The organism is Cellulomonas dongxiuzhuiae (assembly GCF_018623035.1).
Taxonomy (GTDB): domain Bacteria; phylum Actinomycetota; class Actinomycetes; order Actinomycetales; family Cellulomonadaceae; genus Cellulomonas; species Cellulomonas dongxiuzhuiae.
In genome coordinates this window covers 838605-852329 of sequence record NZ_CP076023.1, presented here as the reverse complement: position 1 = coordinate 852329, position 13725 = coordinate 838605, and the positions used below count along the sequence as shown (strand labels likewise).

Genomic DNA, 13725 nt, shown 5'->3' with positions numbered 1-13725 from the left:
CCTGTCCACCGGAACGATCCGACGGGTCGCGGTGTTCCCGGCGGAACCCTTCTCACGCCACCTTCACAGGAACCCCGCGCGGTGTTCGCGCAGCCCCGGGTGGCCGAGCCGGCACGTGTCCGCCACAGTGGCCCCGTGGGCGACGCGACGACGCACGACGAGGCCGCAGCGGTGGAGCACCTCGTGCTCATGGGGGTGGCCGGGTCCGGCAAGACGACCCTGGCCGGCATCCTCGAGGAACGCCTGGGACGCCCGTACGCCGAGGCCGACGACTTCCACCCACCCGCCAACATCGCCAAGATGTCGGCCGGCACGCCCCTGGACGACGACGACCGGTGGCCGTGGCTCGAGGCGATCCGCGACTGGCTCACGGAGCAGACCCGCGCGGGCCGCCCGTCGGTCGTCACGTGCTCGGCGCTCAAGCGCTCCTACCGGGACGTGCTGCGCTCTGCCGAGGGGCGCGTGCGCTTCGTCCACCTGAGCGCGCCCACCGACCTGCTCGAGGAGCGCATGGCGCACCGCGAGGGCCACTTCATGCCCACGACGCTGCTGCCGTCGCAGCTGAGCACCCTGGAGCCGCTCGGCGCGGACGAGGACGGCGTGACCGTCGTCGTCGACGTCCCGCCGCAGGCCGTCGCCGACCGCACCCTGGCGGCGCTGCAGACCTGACCCGACCCACCACCCGCGTCCGCGGGCCGACGCAAGGGGGACGCCGTGCCACCGGAGGACTGGGAGCAGACGCTCGGAGCCGGACCCCTGCTCGGCATCGCCGCCGCCGCGATCGCCCTGCTGCTCTTCCTCATCATCCGGCTGCGCCTGCACGCGTTCCTCGCGCTCATCCTCGTCTCGCTCCTCACCGCGTTCGCGACCGGCGTCCCGGCGGGTTCGGTCGTCGACGTCATCACGTCGGGCTTCGGCACGACGCTGGGGTCGGTCGCGCTGCTGGTCGGGCTGGGCGCGATGCTGGGCCGGATGGTCGAGACGTCGGGCGGCGCCGCGGTCATGGCCGAGACGCTCGTGCGACGGTTCGGCGAGCAACGGGCGCCGTTCGCGCTGGGTGTGGCGTCCCTCATCTTCGGGTTCCCGATCTTCTTCGACGCGGGCCTGGTCGTCATGCTGCCGATCGTGTTCGCGGTCGCGCGGCGCCTGGGCGGCTCGGTGCTGACGTTCGGGCTGGCGGCCGCGGGCGCGTTCTCGGTGATGCACGTCTTCGTGCCCCCGCACCCGGGGCCGGTCGCGGCCTCGGAGCTGCTGGGCGCCGACCCCGGTCTGGTGATCCTGCTGGGCCTCGTCGTGGCGCTGCCGACCTGGTACGTCAGCTCCTACCTGTACGGGCAGTGGGCGGGACGTCGCTGGGTGCTGCCGGTGCCGGAGCTGCTGGGCACGGCCGACGAGGAGGCGCCCGACAACCCGCCGTCGCTCGGCACCGTCCTGGGCGTGCTGCTGCTGCCGCTCGTCCTCATCTTCCTCAACACCGGCCTCGACACGCTGCGCAGCGCGGGCGTCGTCGACGGCGACGCCGTGTGGGTGCAGGTGGTGCGGGCCGTCGGGTCGACGCCCGTGGCGCTGCTCATCGCGGTCCTCGTGGCCGCGTGGGTCATGGGCACGCGTCGCGGACGGGACAAGACGACGGTCGAGCGGCTGCTGGAGTCGGCGCTCGGCCCGGTCTGCTCGGTCATCCTCATCACCGGCGCCGGTGGCATGTTCGGCGCGGTGCTGCGGGCGTCGGGCATCGGCGGGGCGCTCGAGGACGCGCTGGGCGACCTCGGTCTGCCGGTCATCGTCGCGGGGTTCCTCATCTCGACGGTGCTGCGCGTCGCGCAGGGCTCCGCGACGGTCGCGCTCATCACGACGGCGGGCCTCATCCAGCCGGCCGTGGCGAGCGGCGACTTCAGCCCGGTGCAGCTCGCCGCCATCGTGCTCGCGGTCGCCGCGGGGTCGGTCATGGCGTCGCACGTCAACGACTCGGGCTTCTGGCTGGTCGGGCGGTTCTTCGGCATGGACGTGCGCACGACGCTGCGCACGTGGACCGTGATGGAGACGATCATCGGCACCATGGGCTTCGCGATCGCGTTCCTCATCTTCACCGTCGCCTGAGGCCTGTCCGCCCGGGCGGGGCCCGTGCGTGCGTGCGAGGATCGGGCGCATGACGACCGACCAGGACGCACGCGACGTCGCCGCGGTGAGCGACGAGCAGGACCCGCTGGCCAACGCGGACGACACGCAGCTGTGGCTCGAGCGCACGGGCAAGCGGCAGTACGTGGGACGCAGCTCGCGCGGCGGCGAGGTGCGCATCGGGTCGCTGGGCGACCCGGACTCGTTCACGCCCGGCGAGCTGCTGAAGATCGCGCTCGGCGGGTGCACGGGCCTGTCGTCCGACGCGGCGCTCGCACGGCGCCTCGGCGACGACGTGCCGGTGACGATCCGCGTCGGCGGGCTGAGCCACCCCACCGAGGACCGCTACCCGGCCCTCGCCGAGGTCCTCGAGGTCGACCTGTCCGCGCTCGACGACGCCGCCCGCGACCGCCTCCTGACGGTCGTGCACCGCGCCGTCGCGGAGCACTGCACAGTAGGGCGCACGCTCGAGCACGGTGCGACCACGACGCTGACCGTCACCGGGGAGCGCTGAGATGCCGCGCCTCGTGCAGGCCGCCCTCGACAAGGCGGTGACGATCCCCTCGGCGACCATCCACGCGCACGTGGAGAGCGTCAAGCGCAGGAACCCCGGTGCGACGCCCGAGCAGATCGTCCACCTGCTGGAGAAGGAGTTCCTTCTCGTCGTCGCGGGTGCGGGTGGCGCGGTGGGTGCCGCGGCGGCCGCCCCGATCGTCGGCACCGGACTGGCAACGCTGCTGACCGTGAGCGACGTCGCGACGTTCTTCGGCGCCTCCGCGGCGTTCTCGCTGGCGGTGGCGTCGGTGCACGGCATCGAGGTCGCCGACACCGAGCGCCGCAAGGCCCTGCTGCTGACGAGCCTGCTCGGCGAGTCCAGCACCAAGGTCATCGGCGACACGACGGACCTCGCGACCGTCCGCGTGGGCAGGCTGCTGCTGACGCGCATGCCCATGGGGACGGTGAAGAAGGTCAACAACCAGCTGACGCGCCGGCTCGTGCGCAAGCAGGCCGCGAAGATCGGCGGCCTGGCCCTGGGCCGGCTGGCGCCCTACGGCATCGGCGCCGCGATCGGCGTGGCCGGTGGCCGCGCGCTGGGCCAGTCGGTGATCAAGGGGGCGCGCCTCGCGTTCGGGCCGCCGCCGGCGACGTTCCCCCGGCTCGTCGAGGTCGACGCGGGCAACGTGGTCCCGGCAGGCCAGGTGAACGCGACCCCGCCCACCGGCGAGGCCGGGCGCCACCGCCGACTCCTGGGCCGCCGCCGCTGACCTGACGCGTGTCCCCGCCGAGCGCGGGACAAAGCGCTCGAGCGCGGGGGTCGTGTCCCCCGCGCTCGGCGCGTCTCCCCCGCGCTCGGCGCGGGCGCGTGGTCACCAGCGGGTGTGGACGTGCTCCCGGATGCTGTCGTCGTAGACGCGCTCCAACGATGCCAGCGTCGCGTCGTCCAGGTCGGGGAAGCGGTCGGTCGCCGCGTTGGCCTGCGCCTGCTCGGGCGTGCGCGCACCGGGGATGACGACCGAGACGCCCGGCTGCTGCACGACCCACTTGAGCGCGAGCTGCGCCGTCGTCATGCCCGACGGGGTCAGCGCCGCGACCTCCTGCGCCGCCGCCACGCCAACGTCGTACGGGACGCCCGAGAACGTCTCGCCCACGTCGAACGCCTCACCGTTGCGGTTGTAGGCGCGGTGGTCGTCGGGCGCGAACTGCGTGCTCGCGCCGTACTTGCCGGACAGCAGGCCCGAGGCCAGCGGCACGCGCGCGATGATGCCGACGCCCGCCTCGAGCGCCGCGGGGAGCACGCGCTCCAGCGGCTTGCGGCGGAACACGTTGAGGATGATCTGCACGCTCGCGACATTCGGGCGGGCGATGGCCGCGAGCGCCTCGTCGACCGTCTCCACCGAGACGCCGTACGCGGCCGTGCGGCCGTCCTCGACGAGCCGGTCGAGGGCGTCGAAGACCTCGTCGCTGCTGAGCACCGGCGTCGGCGGGCAGTGCAGCTGGACGAGGTCGAGCGTGTCGGTGCGCAGGTTCTCGCGGCTGCGGTCCGTCCACCGGCAGAACGCGTCGTACGTGTACGCGGCGGGCTCGTGCGGGTCGGCACGGCGGCCCATCTTCGTCGCGACCGTCACGCGCTCGGCGACGTCCGGACGCGACGCGAGGAACGCACCGATGGTCCGCTCGGAGCGGCCGTCCCCGTACACGTCGGCCGTGTCGAGGAACGTCACGCCCGAGTCCACGGCCGCACCCAGCACCGTCAGCGCGGTGTCGTCCGCGACGACACCCCAGTCCCCGCCGAGCTGCCAGCAGCCCAGCCCCACGACCCCGACCTCACGACCCGTCCGTCCCAGCACTCGCGTCTGCATGCGCCCGACGCTACCCCGCGGGAGGATCGTGCGATGACCCCTGCTCGCCCCGCCGGCGCGGATCCCGTCACCGGCCCCGGCACCGCCTCGGTGACGCGCGCGCTGCCGGTCCCCGCGGACGTCGCCTGGCGCGCCCTGACAGACGCGCGACGGCACACGGCCTGGGTGCCGATGACCCGGGTCCGCACGGACGGGCCCCCACGGCTCGGCACGCGCGTGGTCGCCGTGTCGGGACCGGGTGCGCGCCGCGGGTGGCCCGGCCTCGTGGACCGGATGGTCGTCACCCGGTACGTGCCGCCCGGGGACGCGCCCGGGGTCGCGGTGTTCACCAAGCGGGGGCCCCTGCTGCTGGGGTCCTCGACGGTGACCGTGCTGGCGACGTCCCCGACGACGTGCCGCGTGACGTGGTCGGAGCACGTGCCGCTGGCCGGGCCACTGCCGGGCGCGCTCACCGCGCGGCTGACCGCACCGGTGCTGGGGGCGATGCTGCGGGTCGTCCTGCGACGGGCGGCCGGCGACCTCACCGCCCGCTGACACGCTCGCCAGGACCGTACGCTCGGGGACGAGCCGCACCACCCCCGCGGCCCGTCCCCGAGGAGCCCCATGACCGCGCACGCCCCCGGCGCCACCACCCGTCACTACCTCATGTGCGAGCCCACCCACTACACGGTCTCCTACGAGATCAACCCGTGGATGGACCCCACCCGCGCCACCGACACCGCCCTCGCGGTGCAGCAGTGGCGCACGCTGCGCGACACCTACCTGAGCCTGGGTCACACGGTCGAGACCATCGACCCCGTCCCGGGCCTGCCCGACATGGTCTACGCGGCCAACGGCGCGACCGTCGTGGACGGCGTCGTGTACTCCGCGCGCTTCCGGTACCCCGAGCGGCAGGCCGAGGGGCCGGCGTACCAGAAGTGGTTCGCGGACCGCGGGTACGTCACGCACACGGCGGCCGCGACCAACGAGGGCGAGGGCGACATGCTCGTCGTCGGCAGGCTCCTGCTGGCCGGCACCGGGTTCCGCACCGAACGCAGCGCGCACGCCGAGGCGCAGGAGCTGTTCGGCCGGCCGGTCGTCTCCCTCGAGCTCGTCGACCCGCGCTACTACCACCTCGACACGGCGCTGGCGGTGCTCTCGTCCGACCCGCGCGACCCGCAGATCGCGTACTACCCGCCGGCGTTCTCGCCCGGGTCGCGCGCGGTGCTGGCCCAGCTCTTCCCCGACGCGCTCCTCGCGACGGACGACGACGCCGCGGCGCTCGGCCTGAACGCGGTCTCCGACGGGCGGCACGTCGTCGTCGCGCCGCGCGCCACGCACCTGGCCGACGCGCTGCGCGAGCGCGGCTACGAGCCGATCCCCGTCGACACCTCGGAGCTGCTCAAGGGCGGCGGCGGGGCCAAGTGCTGCACCCTCGAGATCCGGGAGTGACCATGCGTCCCGCCGTCGCGACGTCCGCGCTCGCACCGAACTACCACCCGCTGCCGGTCACGCTCGCGACCGGTGAGGGCTCGTGGGTGACCGACACCGACGGCCGGCGGTACCTCGACCTCCTCGCCGGGTACTCGGCCCTGAACTTCGGGCACCGCCACCCGGCGCTGGTCGCGGCCGCGCACGCGCAGCTCGACCGCCTGACGCTCACGTCCCGCGCGTTCGACCACGAGCTCCTCGAGCCGTTCGCGCAGGCGCTCGTCGGCCTCGTCGGGCCGCTGCTCGCGGGCACGTCGCACCTCGTCCTGCCGATGAACACCGGCGCCGAGGCCGTCGAGACGGCGATCAAGGCCGCGCGCAAGTGGGGCTACGAGGTGCGTGGCGTGCCCGCGGACCGCGCGACGATCGTCGTCGCCGACGGCAACTTCCACGGCCGGACGACGACGATCGTGTCGTTCTCGTCCGACCCCGACGCGCGCCGGGGCTTCGGTCCGTTCACGCCCGGCTTCGTCACCGTCCCCTACGACGACGCGGCCGCGCTGGCCGCGGCGATCGACGAGACGACCGTCGCGGTGCTGCTGGAGCCGGTGCAGGGCGAGCAGGGTGTCGTCGTGCCGTCGACGGAGTACCTGCCGGCCGTGCGCGCGGCGTGCGACGCCGCGGGCGTGCTGCTCATCGCCGACGAGATCCAGTCGGGCCTCGGGCGTACCGGCTCGACGCTCGCGTGCGAGCGGTTCGACGTGCGGCCCGACCTCGTGACGCTCGGCAAGGCGCTCGGCGGCGGTCTGCTGCCCGTGTCCGCGGTCGTGGGCCGCGCCGACGTGCTGGAGGTCCTCACGGCCGGGACGCACGGCTCGACGTTCGGTGGCAACCCGCTCGCGTGCGCCGTCGGCCTCGCCGTGGTCGACCTGCTCACGCCGGGCACGCTGCAGGCACGCGCCCGCACGCTCGGTGAGGTCGTCGCCGACCACCTCGCCGGCCTCATGGACCAGCAGCTGCTGTCCGGCATGCGCACGATCGGCCTGTGGGCCGGGCTCGACGTGGCGCCGTCCGTGCCGGGTGGTCCCGCGTCAGGGCGCGAGCTGTGCGAGCGCCTGCTCGCCCGGGGCGTCCTGGCCAAGGACACCCACGGCGGCACGATCCGCCTGGCCCCGCCCCTGACGATCGACCCGGCCGACCTCGACGAGGCCCTCACCCACCTCACCTCCGCCCTCACCCGAAGGTGATGGAGGTGTAGAGCCAGCCGTCGTAGGAGACGGCGCCGATGTAGGCGGTCGAGTAGCTGCCCAGCATCTGCTGGTTGTGCCCGCTGGAGCCCGCGTACGCGGCGATCATGCGGGTCGCGCTGCCGGGGCTCACGCGGCCGACGATCTCCGGACGCGCCTTGGGTGACCCGGCACGCGTCCCGGAGTGCCAGATGCTGTTCGACGCGGCCATCTGCATCGCGTGCTCGACGCGTGCGCCGGACCGGACGATCGACAGCGCGCCGAGCCCGTTGGCCGCGCGGTGGGCGTTCAGGGCCGCGCCCACGTCGCCGGACGACGCCTCGGAGCCTGCGGTGGCGAGCCCGGCGGGTGCCGAGTCCGGTGCGGGGGCCGAGCCCGACGACCCCCCCGTGCCGGTGCCGGTGCCGGTGCCCGTGCTCGTCGAACGACGCGTGGTGGTGCCCTTTGAGGAGCTGCGCGGTGCGGTGCGGGGGGCCGCCTGCGCGGCGGCGGCCGCCTGCGCGGCGGCAGCGGCCTCGGCTGCGATGCGTGCGTCCTCGGCCGCCTGCCAGGCCGCCTGCGCGTCCACGACACCCTTCTCGGGAGCGGCGAGCGCGGCCGTCGTCGTGCGCAACGACGTCAGGGAGACGGCCGGGGCGTCGAGGCTGCCCCGGGCGCCGTCGATCGCGCTCTGCAGCGCCCCGCGCGGGCCGTCGCCGGCCTGCGCGGACGCGGCGAGCGTCGCACCGGCGTGGTCCACCGCGGCACGGCCGGCGGCGGTCACGTCCGCGCGCAGGGCCGACACGACGGCGGTGCCGACGACGAGCCCGTCCACGCGGCCCGCGGCGAGCTCGGGTACCGCCGCCAGGTAGGCACCGTCGACACGCGTCTGCGCGGCCCGGCGGGCGTCGGCACGCTCGGCGCGCTCCTGCTGGACGCTCCACACGCCGCCTGCGGCCACGAGCACCGCACCGGCGGTGAGCAGCGCGACGACCTGCCGTGACCGCGGGCGGGCGGGGGCGGGCAGGGGTGTCGGCTGCGGGGACGTCTCGAGGTCGGTCTGCGTCGCGGGTCCGGGACCGGCCGCGGGGGCCGAGGCGCCGGTCCGGAACGGGGCGGGCACCACGGGCGCGGTGGGCGGCGCCGCTGCTGCCGGTGCGGTCACGACGGGCACGGGCGCCGACACGGCGTGACCGGCCTGCGTCGGGATGAGGGGTGCGGCGACACGCGCTGCCGGGCCCGGGCGGGGTGCGGCGGTGCCGGGCGCGGCGGTGCCGGACGCCGCGGAGCCATCCGGCGGCGTGTCGGGGGCGGATGGTGCGCTCGCGGGTGCGGAACCCGCGGTCCGCCCGCCCGTACGGCGCGCGCCTGTGTCCTGCCGTCCGCTCATCGGTCCCCCCTGCGTCGTCGCTTCTCACGACGTCATCGGCACTCGCAGCGTCCGACCTGAGGGTCTGTGCCGCAATCCGGGGCACATATGGTCACATGTCTTGCACATTCGTGCAGATCGGGTGGACGGGACATGCACCCACCGCCACCCGCTCGACGGGCGCGGAGCTGCGCCGGCACCCCGGCCGGCGCTCTGCCGTCAGTCCGCCGTCACGTCGTCGCCGCGCGTCGTCACGACCATCACCGGGCACCGCGCGTGGTGCAGCACGGCCTGGCTGGTCGAGCCCAGCAGGAGCCCGGCGAACCCACCGCGCCCCCGCGACCCGACGACGACGAGGTCGGTCGCAGCGGAGAACTCCGTGAGCAGCTCGGCGCCCGTGCCGTCGAGCACGCGGCGCTGCACCACGGCGCCCGGGTAGTCGGCCAGCGCACGGTCCACGACGACGTCCAGCCCCTCGGCCATGTCGGTGAGCACCTGCTCGTGGTCCACCGCCGACGGCAGCCACGCGAGCGCGCCCGTCATCGACGCGATGGGCACGCCCGTCACGGCGAACAGCTCGGCCCCCCACGCCTGCGACTCGCGGATCGCGGCACGCAGCGCGCGCTCGGCCGGTGGCGACCCGTCGACGCCGACGACGATGCGGCGCACCGGCCGCACGTGCGCCGTCTCGCCGGCGGCGAGCGGCTGACCGTCCGCGCCGCGCAGCGGCACGACGACCGTGGGGCACCACCCGTGCGCGGGCAGCGCCGACGAGACGGTGCCGAGCAGCCGGTCCGCGAAACCGCCGCGACCACGCGTGCCGACGACCGCCAGCTCGACGTGCCGGGACTCCTCGACGAGCACGCCTGCCGCGTCGCCCGTGACCACACGCCCGTGCACCGGCACCCCGGGGTCCCGCAGGTGCGCGAGCGCCTCGTCCAGCACCGCCTGCGCACCGGCACGGATCGTCTCGTCGTCGAGCGCGGCGTACCCGCCGTCGAGCGACGCGGCCGTGAAGGACGGCAGCGAGTAGGCCACGACCAGCCGCAGGCCGACGCCCCGGGTACGGGCCTCCGTGAGCGCCCAGTCCAGGGCGTGCAGCCCGGCGGTCGACCCGTCGACCCCCACGAGGATCTCGCTCTCGCGCGTCATGCCGACCTCCATGTCGCGACCGGCGCCTCGGTGCGCCGTGCCGGTGTCCGGTTCCCGGCCATCGTGGCACAACGGAGCACGTCAGCGTGCCCGGACCCGCGCCGCGGTCACCCCGGGACGGGTGACGTGCGGGCCCCGGGAGCCGCGGGACGACCGCGCGATCAGGCGACGAGGTACGGCGACCACGCGGGCTCGGCGCGCCCGGCAGCGCCGCCGACCGTCACGGACCACCGTGGCGCGCGTGGACGAAAGGGCAGCTCCCACCCGAGCTCGTGCAGGGTGCGGTCGGCCTTGCGGTGGTTGCACCGCACGCACGCGGCGACGACGTTGGTCCACTCGTGCCGGCCGCCGCGCGAGCGCGGCTGCACGTGGTCGACCGTGTCGGCGCCGCCCCCGCAGTACGCGCACCGGTGGTCGTCGCGCTGCAGCACCGTCCGCCGCGTCGGCGGCACCGGCCGGCGGTGCGGGACGTGGACGTAGCGCGTGAGGACGAGCACCACGGGCAGGGGCATCTGCAGGTGCGAGGAGTGCAGCACGCGGCCGTCGGACTCCAGCACGGTGGCCTTGCCGGTCATGACGAGCACGACGGCGCGGTGCAGCGTCACGATGCACAAGGGGTCGCCGCTCGCGTTGAGCAGGAGCGTGCGTGACGGCACCGGGGCACGCTCGACGTCGTGATGGGGGGCCTGGTCGGCGGCGGTCGTCAGCACGGTGCACTCCTGACCTCGGGGGTCGGACCGGCTGGCTGCCGGTCCGCACGAGAAGGAACAGCGTGGATGCGGGACCAGGGTACGCGCACGTGCTTTGTCAGCCGAGGCGTACGCGGTGGTCCGATCGAGGGGCCTGGGGAGACGACGAGGCCCCGACGACGCGGACGTCGTCGGGGCCTCGTGGCACGGGTCGGGGTCAGCCGATCCGGATGAAGGTCGGGTTGCTCTGCCAGATGGCCCGGAACTGGATCGTCTTGCCCGGGCGGGGGGCGTCGATCATCTGGTTGCCACCGGCGTAGATGCCGACGTGGCCAGGGCTCCAGATGAGGTCACCGGGCTGCGCGTCGGCGCGGGAGACGACCGTGCCGGCGTTGCGCTGCGCGGACGACGTGCGCGGCAGCGTGATGCCGAGCTGCGCGTAGACGTACGACGTGAAGCCGGAGCAGTCCATGCCCGCGGGGCTGGCGCCGCCGGAGACGTACGGGACGCCCACGTAGCGGGCCGCGACCTCGAGCACCGCGTTGCCGGCGACCGACTGCGGGACCGGGTTGCTGGCGACGGCAGCGGAGGAGGACGACGAGGACGACGACGACGAGGTCGTCGCTGCCCGCTCGGCCGTGCGGGCCGCGGCACGCGTGGTGCGCACGGGCTCCGGCGGAGGCGTCGGCTTCTCGGCGGTGATCACCGGCGCGTCGACCGTGAACACGGCCTCGGCGGGCGAGGCCACGACGGGAGAGGTGTTGAGGACCGCGCGAGCCGAGGCTGCGAGGGCGGAGGTGTCGACGGCGGCGAGCGCCGGGGCGCTGTCACGGTCGGCCGCGTAGGACGGGACGGCGATCATGGAGACCATGAGGCCGGACGAGGCCGCGACGACGGCGGACCGTCGACCGACGGTACCCATCTGCTCGGAGGCTGCGGACGCGAGCTCGGTCAACGGCGTCGAAGGACGTCGCGCGGCGCGGTGGCGCGCCCGGTTGGTGCTTTCGGACAAGGAGTTGCCTCTCCTGTCGCCTACGAGGTGAGCTGTCGGGTTCGGGTGGGAGAACACCCGGCCGGTCGTCCGTCGCGACCTGCTGCGCACCTGCGTGCACTGCTGTCGCGCCGTGTTCCCGGCTTCACCCCAAGGACACCGATCTTCCGGTGCCCACAATGTGGTTCCCCCGCCCCTGCCGGCGAGTCGTACGGACCTGCGAGCGGCGGCAGGGTTCGGCGTTCCGCTCGAGGGCTTCCTGGAGGAGGGTTCCGAGAAGCAGGACGAACGTACATGACCCTCTGCGCGATTGTCACGCGATGGTCACGAAGATCTCGGACGGATCTTGGACAGTCGTCCGACGCGAGAACCGACACGCCGACGACACGCCGAGGCGAACCCGCACCAGAGGGTGCACACACGGCGAAACGACCCCCGCCGCGGCGGCGGGTCTCACGCCCCGATGAAGATGTGCCGCGCCACGTCGTAGGGCAGGTCCAGCACCGTGCCGGCGCCCGCGACGCCCACCGTCACGACGCCCACGGTCCGCTCGACGGTCACGTGCGCACCGGGCGTCACGCCCACCTCCGCGAGCCTCGTGAGCAGCTCGACGTCGACCTGCAGGGGCTCGCCGATCCGCGCGATCACGGCCGTGCCGTCGGCCGCGGCGCCGGGCGACGTGAGCGGGACGACGCCGTCGAGGAACCGCACGGGCGTGCGCTCCTCCCCGATCTCGTCCAGCCCGGGGATCGGGTTGCCGTAGGGGTCGAAGTGCGGGTGGTCGAGGAGCGCGGCCAGGCGCTTCTCGACGCGCTCGCTCATGACGTGCTCCCAGCGGCACGCCTCCTCGTGGACGTGCGGCCAGTCCAGGCCGATGACGTCGGTGAGCAGGCGCTCCGCGAGCCGGTGCTTGCGCATCACGCGCACGGCCTTGCCGAGCCCGTCCGCCGTCAGCTCGAGGTGGCGGTCCCCCGTGACGACGACGAGGCCGTCGCGCTCCATGCGCGCGACCGTCTGCGAGACGGTCGGGCCGGAGTGGCCGAGGCGCTCCGCGATGCGGGCGCGCAGGGGGGTGATGCCTTCCTCGGTGAGCTCGTAGATCGTCTTGAGATACATCTCGGTCGTGTCGATCAGGTCGCTCACCGCTCGGCCTCCCACGTCGCGTCGAACGGCCGGGTACACCCGCGCCGCGTGCTGCGCCCAGGGTAGTCGGCCACGGCTCGACGGATGGGCGCCCGGGCGGCGGGCCCGCGTCGTTATCCTCGCCTCGTGCCCGACGCCGACGCCATCGCCCGCCTGACGATCCCTGCCGACCTGCTGCCCCGCGACGGGCGCTTCGGGTCCGGCCCGTCCAAGGTGCGCCCCGCGCAGCTCGAGGCGCTGACGGCCGTGGGCACGACGCTGCTGGGGACGTCCCACCGGCAGGCGCCGGTCCGCCGGCTCGTCGGACGCGTGAAGGCGGGCCTGGCGACGCTGCTCGGCGCGCCCGACGGCTACGAGGTCGTGCTCGGCAACGGCGGGTCGACCGTCTTCTGGGACGTCGCGACGCTGTGCCTCGTCCAGGACCGTGCGGCGCACGCGCGGTTCGGGGAGTTCGGTGCGAAGTTCGCGGCGGCGACGACGCGCGCGCCGTTCCTCGCCGTCCCGCACGTCACCACCGCACCGGCCGGGCAGGTGGCGGTGCCCCCGCCCACCGAGGGCGTCGACGTGTACGCGTGGCCGCACAACGAGACGTCGACGGGTGTGATCGCACCGGTCCGCCGGGTCCCCGGGTCCCGCGAGGCGGGTGCCCTGGTGCTCATCGACGGCACGTCGGCCGCGGGCGGCACGACGGTCGACGTCGGCGAGACGGACGTCTACTACTTCGCGCCGCAGAAGTCGTTCGCGTCGGACGGCGGGCTGTGGCTCGCGCTGGCGTCCCCGGCGGCGATCGAGCGCGCCGCGCGCATCGAGGGCGCGGGCCGGTGGGTCCCCGAGTCCCTGTCGTTCACGACGGCCGTGACGAACTCCCGGGCCGACCAGACCCTCAACACCCCGGCGCTCGCGACGCTCGTGCTGCTCGCCGAGCAGGTCGACTGGATGCTCGAGCAGGGCGGCCTGACGTGGGCGGCGCAGCGCACCGCGACGTCGTCGGGCCACCTGTACTCCTGGGCGGAGAGCCGGGACTGGGCGACGCCGTTCGTCGCCGACCCCGCGCTGCGCTCCCCCGTCGTCGGCACGATCGACCTGGCCCCGGAGATCGAGGCGACCACCGTGACCGGCGTGCTGCGGCGCCACGGCATCGTGGACATCGAGCCGTACCGCAAGCTCGGCCGCAACCAGGTGCGCGTGGGCATGTACCCGGCGGTGGACCCTGAGGACGTCCTGGCGCTGACGGCCTGCATCGACCACGTCGTGCAGCGCCTCGGCTGAG

14 protein-coding genes and 1 riboswitch are annotated in these 13725 nt (G+C 74.6%); of the genes, 8 read left to right on the top strand and 6 right to left on the bottom strand.

Annotated elements, in window-relative coordinates; translation table 11 throughout:
* Window positions 1-135: 135 nt before the first annotated feature.
* From KKR89_RS03915 to KKR89_RS03900, 4 genes are read left to right on the top strand one after another with little or no spacing between them, the layout of a single operon-like run.
* Complete coding sequence (locus KKR89_RS03915) at window positions 136-669, top strand: gluconokinase (RefSeq protein ID WP_251141007.1); 534 nt, start codon at window positions 136-138, stop codon at window positions 667-669.
* A gap of 45 nt (window positions 670-714) precedes the next feature.
* Entirely contained in the window at window positions 715-2097 is a 1383-nt protein-coding gene (locus KKR89_RS03910) for a GntP family permease (protein WP_208197953.1), read from the top strand.
* A 49-nt stretch (window positions 2098-2146) separates the two neighbouring features.
* A complete protein-coding gene (locus tag KKR89_RS03905) occupies window positions 2147-2629 on the top strand; it encodes an OsmC family protein (protein ID WP_208197952.1) in 483 nt (160 codons plus the stop codon).
* A gap of 1 nt (window position 2630) precedes the next feature.
* On the top strand, window positions 2631-3380 hold the full coding sequence (locus tag KKR89_RS03900; protein WP_243883438.1) for a hypothetical protein: 750 nt from the start codon (window positions 2631-2633) through the stop codon (window positions 3378-3380).
* Between the two features lie 102 nt (window positions 3381-3482).
* Here KKR89_RS03900 and KKR89_RS03895 read toward each other — a convergent pair whose 3' ends face one another.
* Window positions 3483-4475: an aldo/keto reductase gene (locus KKR89_RS03895; RefSeq protein ID WP_208197951.1), complete on the bottom strand. Its 993-nt coding sequence runs from the start codon at window positions 4473-4475 to the stop codon at window positions 3483-3485.
* 33 nt (window positions 4476-4508) lie between these two features.
* Here KKR89_RS03895 and KKR89_RS03890 point away from each other — a divergent pair, with 33 nt between their 5' ends.
* From KKR89_RS03890 to rocD, 3 genes are all read left to right on the top strand, one after another.
* Window positions 4509-5009: an SRPBCC family protein gene (locus tag KKR89_RS03890; protein ID WP_208197950.1), complete on the top strand. Its 501-nt coding sequence runs from the start codon at window positions 4509-4511 to the stop codon at window positions 5007-5009.
* Between the two features lie 69 nt (window positions 5010-5078).
* Entirely contained in the window at window positions 5079-5906 is an 828-nt protein-coding gene (ddaH, locus tag KKR89_RS03885) for a dimethylargininase (protein WP_208197949.1), read from the top strand.
* A gap of 2 nt (window positions 5907-5908) precedes the next feature.
* Entirely contained in the window at window positions 5909-7132 is a 1224-nt protein-coding gene (rocD, locus tag KKR89_RS03880) for an ornithine--oxo-acid transaminase (RefSeq protein WP_208198177.1), read from the top strand.
* Here rocD and KKR89_RS03875 read toward each other — a convergent pair.
* The 5 genes from KKR89_RS03875 to KKR89_RS03855 form a co-directional block, all read right to left on the bottom strand.
* On the bottom strand, window positions 7119-8297 hold the full coding sequence (locus tag KKR89_RS03875; protein WP_208197948.1) for a spore germination YkwD domain-containing protein: 1179 nt from the start codon (window positions 8295-8297) through the stop codon (window positions 7119-7121). The two genes, rocD and KKR89_RS03875, sit on opposite strands and share 14 nt — an antisense overlap.
* 402 nt (window positions 8298-8699) lie before the next feature.
* Complete coding sequence (locus KKR89_RS03870; RefSeq protein WP_208197947.1) at window positions 8700-9632, bottom strand: universal stress protein; 933 nt, start codon at window positions 9630-9632, stop codon at window positions 8700-8702.
* Window positions 9633-9793: 161 nt separating this feature from the next.
* Complete coding sequence (locus KKR89_RS03865) at window positions 9794-10339, bottom strand: HNH endonuclease (RefSeq protein ID WP_243883484.1); 546 nt, start codon at window positions 10337-10339, stop codon at window positions 9794-9796.
* A 199-nt stretch (window positions 10340-10538) separates the two neighbouring features.
* Window positions 10539-11333 carry a C40 family peptidase gene (locus KKR89_RS03860; RefSeq protein WP_208197945.1) on the bottom strand — a complete coding sequence of 265 codons (795 nt, stop codon included), beginning with the start codon at window positions 11331-11333 and terminating at the stop codon, window positions 10539-10541.
* 3 nt (window positions 11334-11336) lie between these two features.
* Window positions 11337-11564: riboswitch (cyclic di-AMP (ydaO/yuaA leader) on the bottom strand.
* 201 nt (window positions 11565-11765) lie between these two features.
* Complete coding sequence (locus KKR89_RS03855; RefSeq protein ID WP_208197944.1) at window positions 11766-12455, bottom strand: metal-dependent transcriptional regulator; 690 nt, start codon at window positions 12453-12455, stop codon at window positions 11766-11768.
* Window positions 12456-12581: 126 nt separating this feature from the next.
* Between KKR89_RS03855 and serC the strand changes: the two genes are divergently transcribed.
* Window positions 12582-13724 carry a phosphoserine transaminase gene (gene serC, locus KKR89_RS03850; RefSeq protein ID WP_251141006.1) on the top strand — a complete coding sequence of 381 codons (1143 nt, stop codon included), beginning with the start codon at window positions 12582-12584 and terminating at the stop codon, window positions 13722-13724.
* Window position 13725 lies beyond the last annotated feature (1 nt).

Bases quoted from the DNA above. Each gene is read 5' to 3' on its own strand.
- KKR89_RS03905 (WP_208197952.1), top strand. From the start codon at position 2,147: ATGACGACCGACCAGGACGCACGCGACGTCGCCGCGGTGAGCGACGAG.
- KKR89_RS03900 (WP_243883438.1), top strand. From the start codon at position 2,631: ATGCCGCGCCTCGTGCAGGCCGCCCTCGACAAGGCGGTGACGATCCCC.
- KKR89_RS03895 (WP_208197951.1), bottom strand. From the start codon at position 4,475: ATGCAGACGCGAGTGCTGGGACGGACGGGTCGTGAGGTCGGGGTCGTG.
- KKR89_RS03890 (WP_208197950.1), top strand. From the start codon at position 4,509: ATGACCCCTGCTCGCCCCGCCGGCGCGGATCCCGTCACCGGCCCCGGC.
- ddaH (WP_208197949.1), top strand. From the start codon at position 5,079: ATGACCGCGCACGCCCCCGGCGCCACCACCCGTCACTACCTCATGTGC.
- rocD (WP_208198177.1), top strand. From the start codon at position 5,909: ATGCGTCCCGCCGTCGCGACGTCCGCGCTCGCACCGAACTACCACCCG.
- KKR89_RS03870 (WP_208197947.1), bottom strand. From the start codon at position 9,632: ATGACGCGCGAGAGCGAGATCCTCGTGGGGGTCGACGGGTCGACCGCC.